Annotated in this window: 18 protein-coding genes and 1 pseudogene; 9 read left to right on the plus strand and 10 right to left on the minus strand. The window is 41.1% G+C overall.

Features of this window, described 5'->3' with window-relative positions:
- Positions 1–12: 12 nt before the first annotated feature.
- Positions 13–910, minus strand: a pseudogene (locus tag ACX17N_RS08375) (acetoacetate decarboxylase family protein).
- Positions 911–1,326: 416 nt separating this feature from the next.
- On the opposite strand from ACX17N_RS08375, the gene ACX17N_RS08380 reads away from it, so the two are divergent.
- The 3 genes from ACX17N_RS08380 (at position 1,327) to ACX17N_RS08390 (ending at position 4,659) form a co-directional block, all read left to right on the plus strand.
- A complete protein-coding gene (locus tag ACX17N_RS08380) occupies positions 1,327–2,157 on the plus strand; it encodes an alpha/beta fold hydrolase (protein WP_458892112.1) in 831 nt (276 codons plus the stop codon).
- A 186-nt stretch (positions 2,158–2,343) separates the two neighbouring features.
- Positions 2,344–3,582, plus strand: a complete 1,239-nt coding sequence (locus ACX17N_RS08385; protein ID WP_458892113.1) for an NADH:flavin oxidoreductase/NADH oxidase family protein — start codon at positions 2,344–2,346, stop codon at positions 3,580–3,582.
- 12 nt (positions 3,583–3,594) lie between these two features.
- Complete coding sequence (locus tag ACX17N_RS08390) at positions 3,595–4,659, plus strand: saccharopine dehydrogenase family protein (protein ID WP_458892114.1); 1,065 nt, start codon at positions 3,595–3,597, stop codon at positions 4,657–4,659.
- Positions 4,660–5,089: 430 nt separating this feature from the next.
- Here ACX17N_RS08390 and ACX17N_RS08395 read toward each other — a convergent pair whose 3' ends face one another.
- The 4 genes from ACX17N_RS08395 to ACX17N_RS08410 form a co-directional block, all read right to left on the minus strand.
- A complete protein-coding gene (locus ACX17N_RS08395) occupies positions 5,090–6,121 on the minus strand; it encodes an acetoacetate decarboxylase (protein WP_458892239.1) in 1,032 nt (343 codons plus the stop codon).
- Between the two features lie 175 nt (positions 6,122–6,296).
- Positions 6,297–7,100, minus strand: coding sequence for a type 1 glutamine amidotransferase domain-containing protein (locus ACX17N_RS08400; protein ID WP_458892115.1), 804 nt, complete (start codon positions 7,098–7,100; stop codon positions 6,297–6,299).
- A 112-nt stretch (positions 7,101–7,212) separates the two neighbouring features.
- Entirely contained in the window at positions 7,213–7,629 is a 417-nt protein-coding gene (locus ACX17N_RS08405; RefSeq protein WP_458892116.1) for a MerR family transcriptional regulator, read from the minus strand.
- Positions 7,630–7,797: 168 nt separating this feature from the next.
- Complete coding sequence (locus ACX17N_RS08410) at positions 7,798–8,496, minus strand: DUF1826 domain-containing protein (RefSeq protein WP_458892117.1); 699 nt, start codon at positions 8,494–8,496, stop codon at positions 7,798–7,800.
- A 187-nt stretch (positions 8,497–8,683) separates the two neighbouring features.
- Between ACX17N_RS08410 and ACX17N_RS08415 the strand changes: the two genes are divergently transcribed.
- Positions 8,684–8,797 (plus strand): hypothetical protein, encoded by a 114-nt coding sequence (locus ACX17N_RS08415; protein ID WP_458892118.1) that lies wholly within the window; start codon positions 8,684–8,686, stop codon positions 8,795–8,797.
- A gap of 126 nt (positions 8,798–8,923) precedes the next feature.
- Here ACX17N_RS08415 and ACX17N_RS08420 read toward each other — a convergent pair whose 3' ends face one another.
- The 3 genes from ACX17N_RS08420 to ACX17N_RS08430 form a co-directional block, all read right to left on the minus strand.
- Entirely contained in the window at positions 8,924–10,321 is a 1,398-nt protein-coding gene (locus ACX17N_RS08420) for an aminotransferase-like domain-containing protein (RefSeq protein ID WP_458892119.1), read from the minus strand.
- Positions 10,322–10,530: 209 nt separating this feature from the next.
- Positions 10,531–11,535, minus strand: a complete 1,005-nt coding sequence (gene cydB / locus ACX17N_RS08425) for a cytochrome d ubiquinol oxidase subunit II (RefSeq protein WP_458892120.1) — start codon at positions 11,533–11,535, stop codon at positions 10,531–10,533.
- Positions 11,528–12,985, minus strand: a complete 1,458-nt coding sequence (locus ACX17N_RS08430; protein ID WP_458892121.1) for a cytochrome ubiquinol oxidase subunit I — start codon at positions 12,983–12,985, stop codon at positions 11,528–11,530. The genes cydB and ACX17N_RS08430 overlap by 8 nt, the downstream gene beginning before the upstream one ends.
- 291 nt (positions 12,986–13,276) lie before the next feature.
- On the opposite strand from ACX17N_RS08430, the gene ACX17N_RS08435 reads away from it, so the two are divergent.
- Positions 13,277–14,095, plus strand: a complete 819-nt coding sequence (locus ACX17N_RS08435) for a hypothetical protein (RefSeq protein WP_458892240.1) — start codon at positions 13,277–13,279, stop codon at positions 14,093–14,095.
- A 76-nt stretch (positions 14,096–14,171) separates the two neighbouring features.
- On the opposite strand, the gene ACX17N_RS08440 is transcribed toward ACX17N_RS08435, so the two are convergent.
- On the minus strand, positions 14,172–17,651 hold the full coding sequence (locus tag ACX17N_RS08440) for an indolepyruvate ferredoxin oxidoreductase family protein (protein WP_458892122.1): 3,480 nt from the start codon (positions 17,649–17,651) through the stop codon (positions 14,172–14,174).
- Positions 17,652–17,851: 200 nt separating this feature from the next.
- Between ACX17N_RS08440 and ACX17N_RS08445 the strand changes: the two genes are divergently transcribed.
- The 3 genes from ACX17N_RS08445 to ACX17N_RS08455 all read left to right on the plus strand — a co-directional run bounded on the left by ACX17N_RS08445 (position 17,852) and on the right by ACX17N_RS08455 (position 19,496).
- Positions 17,852–18,790 (plus strand): LysR substrate-binding domain-containing protein, encoded by a 939-nt coding sequence (locus ACX17N_RS08445; protein ID WP_458892123.1) that lies wholly within the window; start codon positions 17,852–17,854, stop codon positions 18,788–18,790.
- Positions 18,791–18,880: 90 nt separating this feature from the next.
- Positions 18,881–19,042 (plus strand): DUF6616 family protein, encoded by a 162-nt coding sequence (locus ACX17N_RS08450; protein ID WP_458892241.1) that lies wholly within the window; start codon positions 18,881–18,883, stop codon positions 19,040–19,042.
- Between the two features lie 154 nt (positions 19,043–19,196).
- Entirely contained in the window at positions 19,197–19,496 is a 300-nt protein-coding gene (locus tag ACX17N_RS08455) for a hypothetical protein (protein WP_458892124.1), read from the plus strand.
- A 68-nt stretch (positions 19,497–19,564) separates the two neighbouring features.
- Here the strand turns inward: ACX17N_RS08455 and rarD are convergent, their stop codons facing one another.
- Positions 19,565–20,464, minus strand: coding sequence for an EamA family transporter RarD (rarD, locus tag ACX17N_RS08460; protein WP_458892125.1), 900 nt, complete (start codon positions 20,462–20,464; stop codon positions 19,565–19,567).
- Between the two features lie 109 nt (positions 20,465–20,573).
- On the opposite strand from rarD, the gene ACX17N_RS08465 reads away from it, so the two are divergent.
- The gene (locus ACX17N_RS08465) at positions 20,574–21,035 is read left to right on the plus strand and encodes an Lrp/AsnC family transcriptional regulator (protein ID WP_458892126.1); all 462 of its coding nucleotides are present in this window, start codon (positions 20,574–20,576) and stop codon (positions 21,033–21,035) included.
- Positions 21,036–21,058 lie beyond the last annotated feature (23 nt).

A 21,058-nucleotide genomic window follows, 5' to 3' on the forward strand; every position in this document is an offset into this window, starting at 1 on the left:
TATGACTATAAATTACAAAACTTTGGGTAAATGCAGCACAACCTGAGCATCTTGTACGACATCTAAGCGTAAAATTTTTGAAGCGCCAAGCTGATTTAAAAGTTGGCTGACTGGCCCCCCATGACGGACCAATTCTACATTTTTGGGGAATAGTTTTTGCGCGAAAGTCAGCGTATTTGACTGAACGAGTGTTTGATGCCATTGTACCATCGACCTGATGCAACATGGTGGCTTCACTCATGCGAGACTCGGAGTTCACATGTTTTAATTTGGGGGTTGGCGTGCTTAAACTTAAATCAGGATTACCAGATGTATCTTTTAAATCGGCGTAGATCTGTTTGGGATTTATATCTACATTAATTTCGGTTAACCATTTGGGGAGCTGATAACCATATACACCGCGAACCCGAGCAATTTCAGTATCTACAGGCAAAGCTAAAACATGTGCATAAAAACGACGCTGACGAATTGAATTCAGCAACTCTAAAGCATTCGGTCCTTTGGCATTCGGTTTACGCACAACAATGGCCACGGAGACTTCGTTATAAGGATCATTATCACAAACTGCATAACTAAAGAAGGTCACTGCGACCAACCCATATCCCGGAAATGCTTGTAGCGGCTCTAAAGGGGCAGGGAGTTTTTTTCTCAGTTGCTTTAACGGCGCTACCATGAGCACTTGTACATTACTGCTACGATAATAAAAATTTGGTGCCCAGACTGGACCTACGCGAGATTCCACCATGTGCTTTGGAATTTTACGGAAAAAATCAATATTTCCCGCAGCAGGATCTTGAGCGACTTCATCTAGGTTGGGGTTCATTCTAAAGCGATCGTAATAACCACCTTTGGGGACTTTGACTTTCTGTTGGCCAAATTCAACTTCAGTGAACTGTTTTTTTGTATTCATGTCCGTCAACCTTCACATTGATAAATCACCCAAGAGATTAGCGATGTTGTACTAGCGCTCCTGAGTTGGTTGAATCACTATAAGTTTAAAGTCAACTTTAATGTCAAGTATCAAAATCTAAAATTTTTAAAATAGAGAATGTTTTGGTTAAGAGAATGTAAAGAAAATAAAGGTTTAAATGCCAATTAAAAAATTAAATCCTTTTATTTTCAGTTATCTAGTCTAATTTTTTCAATTTCTGCTGGCATGCTAATTTACAATTTTACCATCTAACGAAGACCAAAAGCATTGACCTTAAAGTGAGCTTTAATCTTAGTATAATGGAGCTATTAATAAGGATAGTATTTTAATAACACACATTAATTAAAACATAGACACCCCCTCTAACGTGTAAATCTTACACAGGAGAAACAAACATGGCATTTGTCACAACGAAAGATGGTGTAGATATTTTCTATAAAGATTGGGGACCTCAAGATGCTCAAGTCCTTTTTTTCCATCATGGATGGCCACTCAGTTCAGATGACTGGGATACTCAACTCTTATTCTTTTTAAATGAAGGTTTTCGCGTTGTCGCACATGATCGTCGTGGACATGGCCGTTCGAGTCAAGTCTGGGACGGTCATGACATGGACCATTATGCGGATGATGTTGCAGCAGTGGTACAGCACTTAGGTCTAAAAAATGTGATTCACATTGGCCACTCAACAGGTGGAGGTGAAGTTGCCCATTATATCGCTCGTCATGGCGAGGAAAATGTCGCTAAAGCCGTATTGGTGAGTGCGGTTCCACCGATAATGGTCAAAACCGAAAATAATCCAGATGGTTTACCTAAAGAAGTTTTTGATGATTTACAAAATCAGCTCTTTAAAAATCGCGCTGAATTTTACTATAACGTACCTGCAGGGCCTTTTTATGGCTTCAATCGAGAGGGTATTGAACCCTCAGAACCGATTATTTGGAACTGGTGGCGCCAAGGGATGATGGGTGGGGCCAAAGCGCATTATGATGGCATTGTGGCATTTTCACAGACCGACTTTACTGAAGATCTTAAAAAAATCTCAGTCCCTGTCTTGGTTATGCATGGCGATGATGACCAAGTGGTTCCTTATGAAAATTCGGGTGCTTTAGCTGTAAAACTGGTGCAAAACGGAACGCTGAAAACATATCCAGGCTTTTCTCATGGCATGTTAACCGTCAATGCCGAGGTGATAAACCCTGATTTATTGGCCTTTATTCGATCCTAATCCTGAGTTCACTTTAAAGTAAAAAGAAAAATAGAAGCCTATGTGCTTCTATTTTTTGCTTTAAAGAAAAAATTATTTAATAAAAATAATTGGTTACATAGAAAATAAAAAATAAGAGATAAAACTTATTGACATTAAAGTAAGCTTTAATCTTAAAGTGAACTCATACCCAATGAGGACACGAAAATGAAAGTGTTTGAAAAATTAGTTTTCCCAAATGGCTCAAGTATCCCTAACCGCATTGCTAAAGCAGCAATGGAAGAGAACATGGCGGATTTAAACCATGCGCCATCTGAAGAATTAATGCGTTTGTATCAAGCTTGGGCCGAAGGCGGTGTTGGACTGATCATTACAGGCAATGTAATGGTGGATCGCCGTGCGATGACAGGACCGGGCGTCGTCGTATTGGAAGACGAAAAGCACTTAGACACCTTTAAACGCTGGGCTCAAACGGGTCGTGCTAAAGGTGCTCAAGTTTGGTTGCAGATCAACCATCCTGGTCGCCAAATGCAATCTAACTTGGGGCAGGCAACATGGGCACCTTCAGCAATTCCACTAGATTTAGGCAAAATGTCAGATCGCTTTAATACTCCGATTGAAATGACGCAAGACATGATCAAAGAAGTGATTCAACGTTTTGCCAATACCGCACGTTTAGGTGAAAAAGCGGGTTTTACAGGGGTTGAAATTCATGCTGCACACGGCTATTTATTAAGCCAATTTCTATCTCCCCTGAGCAACAAACGCCAAGACCAATGGGGCGGTTCATTAGAAAACCGAGCGCGGATCTTAATTGAAATTGTTAAAGCCGTCCGTGCTGTGGTTTCAGCTGAATTTACTGTAGCCGTTAAGCTAAATTCAGCTGACTTTCAACGGGGGGGCTTTAGTGCCGAAGATGCTCAGCAAGTGGTCAAAATGTTAAATGAATTGCCTGTGGACTTGGTTGAATTATCGGGGGGGAGCTATGAAGCACCCGCCATGCAGGGTCAGGCACGTGATGGTCGAACCCTAGCCCGTGAAGCTTATTTCTTAGAGTTTGCCCAAGAAATTCGTAAAGTGGCCAAAATGCCTGTAATGGTGACAGGGGGCATCCGTCGTAAACAAGTTGCTGAACAAGTAATTGAAAGCGGTGTGGATATGGTCGGCATTGCAACTGCATTAGCGATTGATCCAAACTTACCCAATGCTTGGAAACAAGGTCAAAATGTTGCACCAGAGCTCAAGCCAATTACTTGGGAAAATAAAACTTTGGCTTCGCTTGCCAATATGGCGACCGTGAAATTTCAGTTGCGTAAACTTAGTATTGGCAAAGCACCAAATCCAAAAGTTTCACCGTTATGGGCATTAATCTTACAACAAGCGGCCATGGCGCGTCGTACCCGCCAATATAAAAGTCGTATGCGTGACTATGCATTAGCATCATAAAAAAGGTTAGATATGACAGAAAACAACAAGAAATGGATGATATACGGTGCAAATGGCTATACGGGCGAGTTAATCGCCCGTAAAGCTGTGCAGCAAGGTTTAACACCTATATTGGCTGGACGTAATACCACAAAAGTGCATACGCTCGCGCAAGAGCTAGGACTTGAGTTCAAAGCTTTTGCTTTAGATGATCTTGAACAGGTCAGTGAACAACTCAAAGACGTTGCACTTGTGATGCACTGCGCAGGACCATTTTCCGCAACCTCTAAACCAATGATGCTCGCGTGTTTAAAGGCAGGAGCACATTATCTCGACATTACGGGTGAAATTGCAGTATTTGAACTCGCACAATCCTTAAATAGCCAAGCGCAACACGCCAATATGGTACTTTGTCCTGGTGTGGGTTTTGATGTCATCCCTACAGATTGCGTCGCGGCAACACTTAAACAAGCCATGCCTGATGCAACACATTTAGCATTAGGATTTGACTCAAAGTCAGGTTTTTCACCGGGGACAGCAAAAACCAGTACCGAGGGAATGGCTGAAGGTGGAAAAATCCGCAAGAATGCGAAGATTACTAAGGTTGCATTAGCCCATCATGTACGCAAAATCAACTTTGGCGATGGTGAAAAAACGGCAATGAGTATCCCTTGGGGAGACGTTTCAACTGCATTCTATACCACGGGTATTCCGAATATTGAGGTCTTTGTTCCAGCAACGCCTAAAATGATTGCTGTGGCAAAAATGTTGAACTATATTCGTCCATTGTTAAAGCTTAAATTTATACAGCATATGATTAAAGCAAGGATTAGCACCTCCGTGGTTGGACCAGATGAGTCCATTCGTGCCACACTCCCAACGTATGTCTGGGGTGAGGTCAGAAATACCCAAGGACACACGAAAACAGCGAGAATACAAACGGATAATACCTACAGTTTAACGATCAGTGGTTCGCTTATGGTCATTCAGTATTTACTGAAAAATACCGTTCAGGGCGGGACATATACACCTGCGAAATTGATGGGTGCTGATTTGGTTACGAAAATTCCGGGTTCAGGCTCATTAACAATTTCGTAAAGATTAAGATGACTAATTAAAGGCCAACGATGGATGTTCAGTCGTTGGCTTTTTTATAAATTATGCATGCTTATAATTTATAGCCAATCTCAAATGAAAATCAGGTTAAATTTCTATAACCCTGCTCATCCAGCAGACATCCAGATAGGCCTCCCTTTTTAAGATGCACTGAAATGATCGTAGTGTAACGGAGGGCTGCTAAAACAGAGGATGAAGTTATGGTTTTATTTTACTGGCATTATTTTTTCATAAAAAAAATGGACTGGTGTTGTCTATTCAAACTTGAAACAGAGCATTAAATAAGATTAAAACAAACCCCTCCAACATATTCAATTTTAAAAGTTTAACGGTTATAGATCTATCAAAATACCGATTTAAGGCAATAAAAAATAGCCCCTTTAAATAAAGAGGCTATAGTGTTTGAGCGAGATTAGTTTTTCTTAGCTACTTTAACCTTATCTAAAGAGGTATAGGGAACTGGCATATTCAGTGCTAGTTGTGCATCTTTAACCACATCGAAACGTAAAATTTTGGCTGCACCAAGCTCATCCAGCAATTGACTCAAAGGACCGCCATTTCTGGTCAGTTCAACATGCTTCGGAAATAACGTTTGTCCATATGTCAGTGTGTTGGATTCGACAGAGGTACTGTGCCATTTACCATCAACAAGTTGATACATGGTTTTCGTCTCAATCCGTGACTGAGGTTGGACTGTTTTCAGCGTTGGCAATGCTGCTGTCAGGCTGAGGTCAGGTGTTCCATTTGTATTGAAAATTTGCGCTTGAACCTGCTTTTCACCGATGTTGAGATCAATTGCAGTCAACCATTTGGGTAATTGATAACCATACACGCCACGCACACGAGCGATTTCGGTATCTACAGGTAATGCCAGTACATGACCATAATACTGATGCGTGCGCATCGAGCTGAGTAATTCAGTGCTATTAAAATGATGTGCACCCGGTTGACGTACAACAACCGCAACAGAGACTTCATCATAAGGGTCTACATCGCCGACAGCATAGGCAAAGAAGGTGAGAGAAACCAAACCGTACCCCGGAAAAGCTTGTAAAGGCTCGAGTGGCGCAGGTAGTTTGGCTTTTAATTTAGCAATAGGCGCTAACATTAAGACTTGCACATTACTGGTACGATAATAAAAATTTGGCGACCAGACCTTACCCACGCGTGTATCGACCAGCTGTTTAGGAATTGTACGGAAGTAATCAATATTGCCCGCAGCCGGGTCTTTGGCTACTTCATCTAGATCGGGATTCATACGGAATCGATCATAATAGCCACCTTTAGGCACTTGAACCTTATACGGTCCAAATTCCACCGTGGTCGTTTGCTTGGCATTATCCACCGCACCAAGATGAGCATCCTCGGCTTGAGCTGATAAGCTGATCAACAAGCCGATGGAGATCGCGGATGCCGTACGGCGTAAATTAAGATTGTTGAACATCATCATGTTCCTCCTATTAACCTTAATCAAATGCTAAGATTAAAGTAAGCTTTAAGGTCAAGTGTTTTTTGAGGAGGAAATGAAATAAGATGAATAGAATAAAGAAAGATTGAAATCAGACAGATAATAAAAAGGTCAGACGTTATAAATCCGACCTAGATGAAGACAATGAGCTTTAATTGATGCTGTTTAAGCGTGCCACAACGGCTTGTGCAATTTCTTTGTTGGACTGAGGGTTTTGACCAGTAATAATTCGATCATCCGAAACCACATACGAGGTAAACGGTAAAAATGCACGTTGATATTTAGCACCGCGTGCAATTAAGCCATCTTGAAGTGAAAAAGGGACTTGCGACTTGACTCCAGATAAGGTCTCTTCAATATTGGCAAACCCTGTCACTGTTCTGCCAGCAATTAAAGATTGACCATGAGCATCTTGCAAAGCTAATAATCCGCCCACACCATGACAGACAGCAGATACCACGCCACCTTGCTGATAGATTTTTTCACTAATATGCTTTAACGCAAGGTTATTGGGGAAATCCCACATGGTGCCATGCCCACCCGTGTAATAAATCGCTTTATAGTCGGATGGTTCAATTGCAGTTGCTGCGAGTGTGGTTTTTAAGCGCAGCATAAATTGAGGATCGGCTAAATGCGCTTTTGCAGATTGATCCATATACACAGGTTTCAAACTACGCTCATCGAGAGGAATAGCACCCCCTTGGGGACTGACAAAATCCATTTCATAACCAGCCGTCTGTGCAACATCATAAAAATGCGTCAATTCAGTCAGCCATAAACCCGTTGTATCTGTTCGCGTTGGGTAGGCTGAGTGATTGGTCATCACCACCAGAATTTTGCCGAGAGATTGACGATCTCCGACTTGAGCAGTCTCGGTAGCATGAACTGAGTTGCTTATAACGAATAGCATTAAAACCGAGATTAACCACGTTTGAATATTCCCACTTTTAAACATGACAGGCTCCTCTATATCACCTGTGGCCTATGCTATGCTTAAAGTCTACTTTAAGGTCAATCTGTTTTTGTTGGGAAAATTAAAACTTGGATAGGGCTAAATTCGAGAAAAATCATGAATTCTTTTCATTTTCATAATAGAGATTTAATAAGCGTTGGGCATTTTCTTCACAGGTGATTTCATCAGGTTTTTTATTGATGGCATCAATCATAGTGCGCAAGTTTTGTTTGCTCATCGCTAATTTTTGCTCAAGATCCTCAATATCCTTAATTTTGCTTTCAAGAATATTAATCAGCACATCGTGATTCCAAGTTGAGACATTGGAAGGTAAAAAAGCTTTAATCTCAGCCAAGGAAAAACCAACTTGTTGTGCCTGTTGAATTAAAAAAAGCTGTTTGAGATCATTTTCACTATATTCTCTATAGCCATTTGACTTGCGTTTTGCTTTAGGCAGTAGCTTAATCTGTTCATAATAACGAATGGTCGGGGTACTCAACCCACTTTGTTTGGATAATTCGCTAATGTTCATTTGACTCAATTCCGCTCGACATTCAAGCTAACTTTAGGCTTGTGCTAAATAAAAAGCAAGATGCTTTTGCTTCGAGTGTAATTGCGATGACTCCTCCAACTTGAGTAATACTAAGCAACTGAGTCGGAGAAAAACACTTCTGATTAATTCAAAATCTCAAATAAACATTTAACAAATCAGTAGGAGTCTATACTCACCCTCTTGCTCTATGGGCGCGCGATGCACACAAGGTAAAACCTGTTGCGTGGGATGATCTACTGCCAAGCGCCAAAGATGACCTTTGCCTAAATTCACAGGGGTGGCTTCGGCTTTAGCCTGATAGTGCAAATCAAAGAAATATTCTTCCAAAAAAGTTTCAAATTCTGCTTCGGGACCATCATGCAACTCTTTGAGTTTCTCTCGGATTGCTGGGATCAAAATCTTTTGCTGAACCTGATCATTCGGCAGAATCTCACTGGCAGAACCATGATAGGTACAGAGAAATGTATCCGTTTCAATCGGTGAGCGATCAACGTGATAGGAATACACATCGGTAGAAATGAAATCGAGTTCGTCATCGCGCTCATAGCATTTCAGTAGATTTAGACAGGGGGATGCGCCAAAATCAGTTAATAACTGGATGTCACTTAAAATAATTGCTCGTGCTTGATGACCTGCTTCTGAGAGTTGCAGGGCCAAAAGATCGTCAACCGACACTTCGGTAATATTTTCTTTTAACTGAAGTTTAGCCACAATTTCTCGAAAATCACCCGCCAAATTTCTATACCAGCAAATCGCATTCATTTCGCCGTGAAAATTCGAATTTACGAGTTCAGAAAAAGTAGAGACCACGCTAATTTGAGCGTTGTCATTAAAAGCATGGGGCATATTTGATTTAAAGCAATAAGGCACGATGCTTAATTATATACGCTGAGCATGCAGATGGCGAAATCTAGCAGATGCCTTTGACGTTAAGTAATTCACTGCTGTTATATTTTTCCTTGAAAAACTGTACCTACACTTCCCAGATCTGACGCTTAAAATATTCATTCAAGATCAGTGATGGGACGTAGTGATGGATTTTTTATTTAAAAAAAATAAGGCATGGTTTGTATTCTTTATCATCACGGCCTATTCATTTCTAGGGTTTTTCATTGGTTTTATCATCTGGGAATATGTTTTACAGTGAAAATTAATATCAATAAAACAATAAACTACAACCCACAAAGTGCATTTTGATTGGATGTTGTGTTATGCAAAACATGCGGGCTTAAATTTGCCAGACATAGAGCTATCGCGATGATCAATATCGCTACTACATTTCCGCAATTTGTTTAATTAAGAGATCCAAAGCTTGAGTGATATTTTCATTCATTTCAAAGGAACAATTAATGCGAATGTGGTTCTGCTTTTTATTCTTACGATAAAACAGCATGCTTGGAGCAATACCAATCCCATTCTGAATCATTTTTTCATAAATGTGACTGCTGTCTATATGTTCAGGCAGTGTCACCCAAAGAAAATAGCCAGAAGGATAATAATGCACGCTACAATTTTCGGGTAAGTGATGGCTGAGATATTGATGATATTGATTTTTAAGTCGTTTTAAGGTGGTACGCAGATCCTTTAAATGTTTTTCATAATGACGGTGTGAAAGATAGTCCACCAGTGCATTTTGAATAAAGGAGTTGACCGAGATGGTGCTCATCAATTGCAAATGCTGAACATGTTCAGAAAATTTCCCCGCATAGACCCAACCGACACGAAAACCTGCCCCCAATGTTTTGGAAAATGAAGAACAATGCAGCACTAAATTGTGCTGGTCATAATATTTCATCGACAGCGGCTTTTTTTGATCATAATAAAGCTCTTCGTAGACATCATCTTCAATCAAATAAATGTCATGCTGATGCAGCAGTTTCGCCAGCTCAAATTTAATTTCATCACTGACGGTAAAACCAATTGGATTATGGCTGTTCAGCATCAGTAAACAGACTTTGATGGGATAGCTGCTAATGGCTTTTTTAAAGGCTTCCAGATCTAATCCATGTTCAGGATGTTCTGGAATAGTAATGACTTTTAAACCCAGATTTTCCGCAGCTTGCCATGCACCATAAAACACCGTTTCTTGCAGGAGAATGTAATCACCGGCTTGAGTCATGGCTCTTAAAGACAGATTTAATGCGTCCAGACCACCTGACGTAATCACAATATCCGAAGGATCCGTCGGAATGCCTTGCATGCAGTAGCGTTGCGCAATCAGTTTTCTTAGCTCGTAGTTGCCTGGGGGTAAGCTGGGCATCTGCTCATAACCCACGCGGTATTTGGCCTGTTGCGCCAAAGTCTGCATCAGTTTTGCTGAATAAAGCAGCTGGCTATTCGGGAAAGCACTCCCCAAAGGGATAATTTTTTCCGATTGAATCGATTTTAAATATCTAAAAACAATGGAGTTAATTTCGATTTTGTCATTCACAATGACTTTTTTTGCAAGCGCCATTTGCACAGGATTTTCGGCAATGAAGTAGCCTAATTTTTCTTTAGAATAAATTAGTCCTTGTGCCTCCAACTCCTGATAGGCATTCATTACCGTCATTAAGCTAAACCCTGAAATCTCAACTTGCTGTCTTAAAGAGGGAAGTTTCTCATGGGCTTTCCACGTCCCAGTTTCAATTAAATGCTTAAGACTTAAGGCCAGTTGTTCTGATTTATACATACAGTGTCATGCTCATAGGGGAAAGGGATAGCAGCCATTGCACTGCTATCCAAATTTTTATTAAGTCCGTTTTTAATAGGCTAGACGCAGTAGCAGTCTAAAAAAACCAGCAATTAAGCCAAGGGTCAGAAAACCAAAACACCATAATAATATGAACCATGCAGTGGGGCTCAAACGATTGTGTATTTTTTTCATCAGGGTCACCTTGCTTAATGATAGCCTTCATCACCAATACGGACTTTGTCACGGAATACCCAGTAAGATAAAAAGGTATAAGTCAGAATAATTGGAATCAAAATGACAGCACCAACCAAGGCAAATTTCATACTCGATTCAGGTGCTGCTGCTTGCCAAATGGAAACCGTCGGTGGAATGATGTTGGGCCATAAACTAATCACAAACCCTGTAAAGGCCAGAAAGACCAGACCGAGCGTCAAGACAAAGGGTTGCACATCTTTGCGCTGTGTACATGCTTTTAAGATGAATCCCGAACAGACCAGAACCAAAACAGGCACAGGGCTGAAATAAAATAGATTCGGCAAGCTAAACCAGCGCTGTGCAATGTCAGGATGGCTAATCGGGGTATAGATACTGACTGCGCCAAATACCATCAACAAGATGATGATCAGCTTAGGCATGAGTGTATACATCTTCGCTTGTAAATCCGCTTCGGTTTTCATGATGAGCCATGCACAACCTAAGGCGCTATACATGATGACTACCCCTAAGCCCACAAACAAAGAGAATGGGGTTAGCCAATCGAGTGGACCACCACTGTAAATGCCGTTGCGGGTTTCAATCCCTTGAATATATGCGCCGAGAATCACCCCTTGGAAAAAGCTAGCAAAGAAAGAACCCCATATAAATGCTTGATCCCATAAGGGCTTGCTGCGATTGGCTTTAAAGCGGAATTCGAAAGCCACGCCGCGGAAAATTAAAGCCACCACCATAAAAATGATGGGTAAATACAAGGCGGATAAGACAGTGGAATACACCAAAGGAAAAGCGGCAAACAGCCCCGCGCCACCTAAGACCATCCAGGTTTCGTTACCATCCCACACAGGAGCAACCGTGTTCATCATGACATCACGTTCTTGTTTGCCTTGAATGAAAGGAAACAAGATACCAATACCAAGATCAAAACCATCCATGACCACGTAAATTAATACGCCCAAGCCAATAATACCGACCCAGACTAATGCAAGATCAATCATGATGCTGCTCCTTATTGTCAGGTGTATGCTTTGCCGAACCCTCTATGCTCTCATCCACAGCACTTAAGAGCCGCATTGGGGTTTTAAAGTGGCCTGGACCTGCAAGCTGCGAATCTACACTGTCGATATGTACGGGACCTGCCTTGATTAATTTCAGCATGTAGTAGATGCCAGTACCAAAAACTACGGTATAGACCAGTACAAAAATAATCAGGCTCAGACCGACTTGTTCCGCTGTGACAGTATGTGATAAACCATGCTGCGTACGGATCACGCCGTAGACCACCCAAGGCTGTCGACCAACTTCCGTAGTCACCCAACCTGCAAGTAAGGCGATATAACCGGTCGGTCCCATAAGGACTGCAAACTGATGAAAACGACGGCTCTCATATAAACGGTTTTGTTTACGTAGCCATAACCCAGTCAGCGACATCAACACCATCAGCATGCCGAGTCCCACCATGACGCGGAAACTCCAGAACACAATGGGCACAGGTGGTCGATCTTCTGGGGCGAAGTCTTTTAATCCCGTGACTTTTCCCTCCATGGAGTGGGTTAAAATGAGACTGCCTAAATTGGGAATGCCAACTTCTAAGTTATTCCGTTCATTTTCCATATCGGGTAAAGCAAATAACAGTAGTGGCATGCCATGGTCATGATTGGTTTCCCAGTGACCTTCAATGGCAGCCAATTTAGTCGGTTGATGCTCAAGGGTATTTAGACCGTGCTGGTCTCCAATCACCACTTGCAGGCATGAAGTGACGAGCACCATCCAAAGTCCCATAGAGAAAGACTTTTTGACCAACGCATCTCGACGACCTTTGAATAAATGCCAAGCGGCAGTTCCGACCACCAATAAAGAAGAAACAAGAAAAGCAGCGGTTGCCATATGGGCAAAGCGATAGGGAAAGGAGGGGTTAAACACAATCGCCAGCCAGTCTGATGGCACAATAATGCCATTTTCTACCGCAAAGCCTTGCGGAGTTTGCATCCAACTGTTGGAAGATAAAATCCAGAACATGGAAATACAGGTGCCAATCGCAACCATCAAGGTGGCAAAAAAATGTGCTTTAGGACCGACACGTCCCCAACCGAACAGCATAATGCCGAGAAATCCAGCTTCGAGGAAAAATGCCGTTAATACCTCATAAGCCAATAATGGACCTGTAACAGAACCTGCAATACGGGAAAATTCACTCCAGTTGGTGCCGAACTGATAGGACATAACAATGCCAGATACAACGCCCATTGCAAAAGCGACTGCAAAAATTTTAATCCAGTATTTAAATAGATCTTTATAAATCGGGTTTTGCGTGCGTAACCATTTCCATTCGAGCAAGGCTAAAAAGCAGGCTAAGCCAATTGAAGTGGCAGGAAAGATAATGTGAAATGAAACAGTAAAAGCAAATTGAATTCGAGCGAGTTCAAGTGCGGTTAAACCGAGGTTCATAGGACCTCCCATTTCAGACATAGATTTCTGAGATTTTTGGAACCAACACGCTTTATTTCAGTGTTATAGAAAATTATAGATCGTTTCATCAAAACTACCTACTTTGAATAATTATCAAGATTTTGCAGGACAAAATATTCAAGATGTAGGTACAGGAATACCCCTTAAAAAATATAACAGAGATCGTCAATAATAATACGCTGTTATATTCATTCAGCCCGATTCTGTAGCTACTGCTGATTCGCAAAAGCATTAAAAATGAGGGATATGATACATACAGAGCGTGCTGAAATGTTTGTTACAGAGAGTCTGAATCGAATTCCGGAAATTATTGAACAGGGAATGTCTGAAAAGCTAAAAATGAAGCTAATACAGAAGTTTGTCAATTTAGAAGCAACACTATTACGGTCCAAAGTATTACGTGAACTTTCTCAGGCGAAAGCCAATTATATTGTGCAGTCGGCCATTCAGCCTGAGCAGTCAAGTTTGGCTTACTTGTTTGCCCCTTTTATTCTGGGGAATTTAAATCAAACCACGCTCTATCATAGTCAAGCCACCACACCTGTACTGAATCTATTGAACCGCTACTATCAGGCGGAAAACAAGGTGAATATAAAAATAGATGAGGTGTTACAAGCCCTGAATATTTATTTAGACCTGCATGATACGGATTTAGACGAGGTTGAATTTCTCTATTACGCCTTACTGAATGCTTTGTGCCGAGCAGATGTCACTCAGATTTATTTAATTACTCACTTAAAGCTTGATGCCCAAAAATTAGCGGCGGTTGAACAGTTTTTTAAAATCAAAATTTATTGGATTCGGACGGATCCGTGGGACAAAATCCAGGAGAGTACGGAATTAAATATGCGTCAGTTGTTGTTTAAACATAAAGATCAAAACTATATGGAACTCTGTGAGAAATTTTCAATATTAAATGCAGAGTTGCTCTCTGTGAGTGGTCGTTATAACCAGATTCAAGCTAAGCAACTAGTGGAGGATATGTTTTATGCAGAACATATTTATGAAAAATTATCGGTCTATGCCGAGTATATTCAGACTTGTTTACAACTTCACACATCCCGAAATCATACATCTTTTTCAGCTTAATCTTCAGTAAAAAAGAGCCATACAGCTTATGGCTCTTTTTTATAAACGATCCACCTTATTCAATGATCCGTTCGCTTTATTGCGGTTCTTTACGCAGACTCAATGAAAGTTCATCCCAGCGTTGGATTGCTGTTTCCATTGCTTGCATTTTAATATGACCAAAGCCACGTACCTCCGCGGGTAATTGAGCAATTTGCTCAGCTACAGACAAGTCATAGCTTTCAGCAGCTGAACTAATGTCTTTCACAAAGGCGATATAGCGATCACGCCAAGCCTGTTCTTTTTGACGTTCTTGCTGTAAAGCAAAAGGATCAAGGAAAGTTTCTCTGAGCCACTGTAGACGAGCAAGAATCATCATTGGGAAACGCATCCAATAACCGAAAGCACGTTTGCGGGTGGTGGCATGAGTCCCCAAAGCTGGCGGTGCAAGGTGATAGGTTAAACGTAGGCCTTGACCAAATTGCGTTTCAATCGATTGTTTAAAGCTTTTTCCGGTAAGTAAACGCGCAACTTCGTACTCATCTTTATACGCCATGACTCGATAGAGCTGGGTCGCAATGGTTCCAGCTAATTCTTCTGGCAACACTTTGGCAGCTTGTTCCACCAGTGTGCGGTACTGTGTTGCGTAGTCTTGATTCCAATACTCAACAAGACGCGCAGCACGGTCATCAACCAGTTCGGGCAAGGTGCTTGGTTTATGCGTTGCTGGTATGCTTGCAATAATGCGTTTGGCTAAGTCTGGCTCACTGATTAGATGACAACCGATACGGAACGCTTCAAGGTTTTGTTCGGCCGCCGTGTCATTTAGTTGGATTGCTTTTTCAATACTTTCCCGCTTCAACGGAATTTGACCGGCTTGCCAAGCCATGCCAAGCAAGATTTGATTAGCAAAGATTGCATCACCCAGCACTTGAGTCGCAATACGTGTTGCAGGTAAAGCGATGAGTTTTCCTTGTGTGGTTCGTCCACGGAGTCGATGAATCAAATCTGTAATTGGCGCATACCAATCACGAGACTCAAGGAAATTTGAAGTAGGGGAACTATCTTCATTGACGAGCACCACAGCATTTGCTTTTAAACGAGAGAGTGCTGCTTTACTGCCTGCGACAATCGCATCTGCACCGATTAAAACATCACATTGCCCTGCAGGGATTTTGGTGGAGGAAATTTGATCATCTTCAGTTGCAAGTTGTATGTAGGAGTAAACGGTACCGCCTTTTTGAGCAAGTCCGGCCATATCCATAATGCGTGCTGCTTTACCTTCCAAATGTGCAGCCATCCCCAGTAGAGCACCTGATGTCACCACACCTGTACCTCCTATACCACCGACCATGATACGCATTGGATCTTGCGCAAGTTCAGGAATAACAGGCTTTTCAGGCCAGCCAGCAGGTATCCCTTCGAATATGTCTGGGCGTTTCGTATCACGGGTATGTACGGTCACAAAACTCGGACAGAACCCATTGATACAGGAGAAGTCTTTGTTACAGCTGCTTTGATTGATTTGACGTTTAGTGCCTAACGCCGTTTCAACAGGTTCAATCGATAAACAGTTCGATTGTTTAGAACAGTCGCCACAGCCTTCACAAATTTCACTGTTAATAAAAACGCGCTCGGCAATATCAGGATAAGCATTGCGTTTACGACGACGACGTTTTTCACTGGCACAGGTTTGAACATAAATGAGCGCCGTAACGCCAGAAATCTCACGTAGTTTGCGTTGAACCTCATCGAGTTCGTTTCTGTGGTAAATCTCGACGTGAGGTGCAATGCCTTCTTCTGCATGAATTAACTCTGGTTCATCCGTAACAATCACTTGTTTGGTGATGCCTTCTGCATCGAGTTGTCGGGTTAACTGTGCCACGCTGAGATGGCCATCGACATGCTGACCACCCGTCATTGCAACAGCATCGTTATAGAGAATTTTGTAGGTGATATTGAGTTTTGCCGCGATCGCTTGGCGGATTGCTAGATAACCTGAATGGAAATAAGTTCCATCGCCGATATTGGCAAAAATATGCTTTTCATTGGTAAAGTGAGAGGCACCGGCCCAACTCACACCTTCGCCGCCCATATGCGAGAACGTTTCTGTTCCATGATTTTGTAACACGGCAATATAATGACAACCAATCCCGCCTAGTGCGCGACTGCCTTCGGGTAATTTTGTGGATGCGTTGTGAGGGCAACCACTACAAAAGAAAGGTTTGCGTTCGGCAATATCCAGCACACGTGCTGATTCTTGCTCTGCTTTTTGTAATAGCTCAACGCGACTTTGAATTTGCGTTTTTAAAGTTTCTGGAATATCCAATTTTAAGAAGCGAGCGGCCAACATTTTGGCAATCGGTTCAGGTTGGTACTCAAAGTAACCAATCAAAGGGGCTTCCTCAATCGAGGTACTCCATTCACCTTTTCCATCACAGGCTTTACCGATCACACGCGGGCGTTTGCCATCTGGCAGTGCATACAACTCATCTTTAATTTGTGCTTCTATGATCGGACGTTTTTCTTCTACAACAATCAGTTCTTCTAAACCTTCAGCAAATTCACGCAGACCTTGTGGCTCCAAAGGCCAAATTAAAGCAACTTGGTACACACGTAGACCAAGCTGTTGGGCGGTTTCGTCTTCAATGCCTAGAATCCTTAAAGCCTCAATGGTATCTAAATAGCCTTTACCACTGGCGGCAATACCAATACGCGCATCTGGACAAGGCCATGTGACCTGATTCAGTTCATTTTCACGAGCATAAGCCAATACTGCGGGTATGCGATATTTATATAAACGTTCTTCTTGTTGAATACCGTGATCCGGCCAACGAATGTTGACACCATCTTCAGGCATTTGAATATTTTGAGGTAAAATAGGTGTGACGCGATCTGAATCTACATGCACAGAAGCAGAAGTTTCGACAATTTCACTGACCAACTTCATTGATGTCCATACGCCAGCAAAGCGGGACATTGCGACAGCATGCACACCTAAATCTAGAAGTTGCTGGATTGAGCTCGGGTAAAAAATGGGAATGCCGCAACCGATCATCACGTGTTCTGACTGGTGTGGAATACTCGAAGATTTACAAGAATGGTCATCTCCAAAGAAAGCCACCACACCACCCAGTTCTGAGGTACCCGCAAGATTGGCATGACGCAGAACATCTCCAGAACGATCTACACCAGGGCCTTTGCCATACCACCAAGAGGTCACACCATCATATTTACCTTGACCAGCGAGATTGGCTTGTTGAGTCCCCCAAATTGCAGTAGCAGCGAGATCTTCATTTACGCCAGGTTGAAAAACCACATGATGGTCTTTAAGTATGCCTTCAACTTGCCAGAGATAATTATCATAATTTCCGACAGGGGAACCACGATAACCAGAAATAAAACCAGCAGTATGATAACCGTTTAAAGTATCCCGCCGTGTTTGCGCGAGGGGTAAGCGCACCATGGCCTGAATACCTGTCATGTAAGCAGTACCGTGATCACTGAGATATTTATCTTCGAGTGATACATCCTTGGTTGGAATTTTAATTGGAGTAAATTTTGTCGCTATATTCATTTATGTCTCCTTAGAATCTTGTAGTTCGAGCTACTTTCTTTTTCAACATCCTGTTGAATATTTGGAGTAAATGACATACTCAGAAAAGGTTGATCAGTTCATTTCAGACACTAGAACTGCTCAATGTATGTACATTAATGTCATTGTGATTGATCCAGACTGGTGCAACAATGCGTAATTAAGCAAAAGATATTTACGTTATGCGCAAAAATCTTGATGGTGGATTACTTCATGCAATGCATGCTTTTCTCAAAGTCATTGATAGTGGAAGCTTTACTGCTGCGGCAGAGCAGATGGAACTGACAACAGCGCAAGTATCGCGACTCGTTAGCGAGTTAGAAGAGCGTTTAGGAACAAAATTACTACAACGAACGACAAGACAGCACGCACTGACCGATATTGGTGCAACTTATGCAGAGCAATGTCGCCACGTACTCGCCATGGTCGATGAAGCTGAAACTCAAGCCATGGGCAGGGCAACCAAACCGCAGGGAAAGTTACGTGTTTTGAGTATGGCAAGTTTTGGGCATCATTATGTGTCGCCAATGATGGCCGATTTCTGTCAAACCTATCCAGAGTTGACTGTTGAATACCGAACTTCTCAGAATGTCCCTGACCTTTTAGGTAAAGGAATTGACGTCAGTTTATATCTTGCGGAATCTTTGGCTGACTCACGATTTGTAGCCCGTCAGATTGGGACAATTTTTTCGGTACTTTGTGCATCACCAACGTATTTAGAAAAATATGGCGAACCAAAATCATTAGATGATTTACAAAAACATGCCTGTTTAAGATTGGTGAACCCCTCAATAACACCGCAATGGCATTTGGTGAGTGAAAATAGCTGTTCGAATCAAATTGATATAACAGGACCATTAATTGCAGATTCACCAGAACTCTTGCTGGATATGGTTCAGCAAGACATGGGCATTGCCTTGCTTCCAACTTTTACAGTGATTGAGGCTATCCGTACTGGACGATTACGCCGTATTTTAACAGATTGGAGATCGCCTGATATAGGGGTGTATACCTTATTACCTTCACGTCATTTTATTGATGCTAAAACCAGAGCATGGCTAACGTGGGTTGAACAGCATATTTCACCTAAAATTGAGAGTGATACGGATTATTTTTTATAATCTAAATTCATCATTTTCACCATTAAGATCATTAATGAAAACAATAAATTAAGAAGTAGATTTACCGTAAACCACAGCGCATGAATCATTATAGTTTTTTTAGGTGTCTGGTACTTCCCAAATCAAGAAGCTCGTGATGCGTTACTTGCTGGCATTAAAGCAAGCGGTTGGTATGATTACTTTGATCATGTTAATGCAACTGGAAAGGAAGGGAGCTTTGCCGAGCATCTTGAAGCTCTTTCTAAAATTTAATTTACCTCGAAAATACAGTTAGCAACCTTATCGATCTTTAAACAGAGAAAACGCCTTACAATTTTAAGGCGTTTTATCATTAATTAGAGTTTAAAAATTAATAACAAAGTAGAGTGCGATAGGAACCGTAACTAAAGCCAGCATTGTGCTCAACATGACTGAAGTAGCAGCTTTTTCAGGATGTAAGCCCAAAGTATTGGAGATTACAACAACGTTCCCAGCCATTGGTGTAGCAACCATTAAAGCAATAATCTGCAAAATTTGTTTATCGACTGGAATGATAAACATGATGACTCATGATGATTTAAAGACAGGACGTTTAATTCGACTTTATCCTGAATTACAATGTGCTTCTGCGCTTGCTTACTATGTTGTATATCGTTCGGAAAGCCAATCACTTGCCAAATTAAGTGCATTTAGAGATTGGCTTAAACAGGAAGCAAAAGCTAAATAATTTGATTAGGCATTTTAAGTTAAAAGAACACCTTTACCTTTTGAATTGAAATCCATCAGTTCTGATAATTAAGCAATATGCTTTTTCTTTAAGTTGATAATGCCTTCAAGCATGAGGGCACACACCGCTAACCAAATCGCAATATAAGTTGGCCATTCTGCTGACTTAATTGTTTCTCCAAGTAATATAGAAACGGTCAGTAACAATACTGGTTCAACATATACAAGAAGACCAAAAAGACTAAGATTAAGATGCGGAGCTGATAGCGACTGGAAACCTAATGCCAATGCACTGATGAGTCCTAAGCCTAAAACCAACCAAAGTATGTCAAATAGAGGGCCAAATTCTCCGGATAAGACTCCACCTTGAAGGATAAAAAAAATACTTATCGGCAGGCTGAAGATCATATCAAACCAAACACCACCAATATTGTTGGTATTTGTTTTTTGTCTTAACCAAAAATAAATGGGATAACCTAAACAAATCAGTAAAGTTGGCCATGTCAACGTTTGTGACAGAACCAGCATGTTAATAATGCCCAGTATTGCAAAGATACAGGACAACTTTTGTAATCGTGACATTTTATCTTTAAATGCAATACGACCTAGAATCACCATGGCAATAGGCATCATAAAATAGCCCAAAGATACATCCAGCCCATAACCATTACTGGGTGCCCACATGAACAACCAAAGTTGTATTCCAATTAAAAATGAAGATATAACCCGAGTAAAAAAGAAATAGCGCTCATTGTATAAACGTCTATAAATACTGATAACTTGTGACCAATTTCCTTGAAGAATAATGAAAATCGTCAGGCATGGGAATGTAAGTAATATACGCCAACCATAGATTTCATTTCCCTGTAATGAATGGAGTAGAGAGGTATATGCAAACATTAACCCAAATAATAAAGAGGCGATAACATTAAAGGTAATACCAAGAGCCGTATTAGATTGAGTATGCATGGATTTGAACTTGTTGAATCATTTAAACGATATTTTATTTCAGAATAATTGATAATAAGGCTCTTATTTTTTATCCTTAACGAGAAAATTTCTCACAGCATAAACTAATATGGTTCTAGATAAATTTGATTTTTTATTGCTAAAATTGCTTCAAAGGGATTGTTTAATTCCATTACGTGAATTAGCTGAAGCTGTGCACTTATCGACTGCTTCAATACAAAGACGTATTCAGAAATTACGTGAAAACGGTTATATCGTTAGGAATGTTGCTGTTCTTGATCCAGATAAGCTGAATCAAGTCATTACTGTTATTGTCGAAGTTAGGCTTAATAAAACTCATATTACAGATCTTGAAGCAATAAAAGAAAGTTTCTCTAGGTCAGAGATACAGCAGTGTTATTACGTCACAGGTGAAGCAGATTTTATGCTTGTTTTATTAGTACCAAGTATGAAACGCTTCCAAGAGATTTGTGATGAACTATTTCATAACAATTCAAATGTAGAATGGTTTAAAACAACGGTTGTATTAGATCGGGTAAAAGTATCTTTAAATGTGCCCGATATAATTTAAATTTTCTTGAGATGTTGAAGTGT

The sequence above is a fragment of the Acinetobacter sp. GXMZU3951 genome (assembly GCF_054457875.1).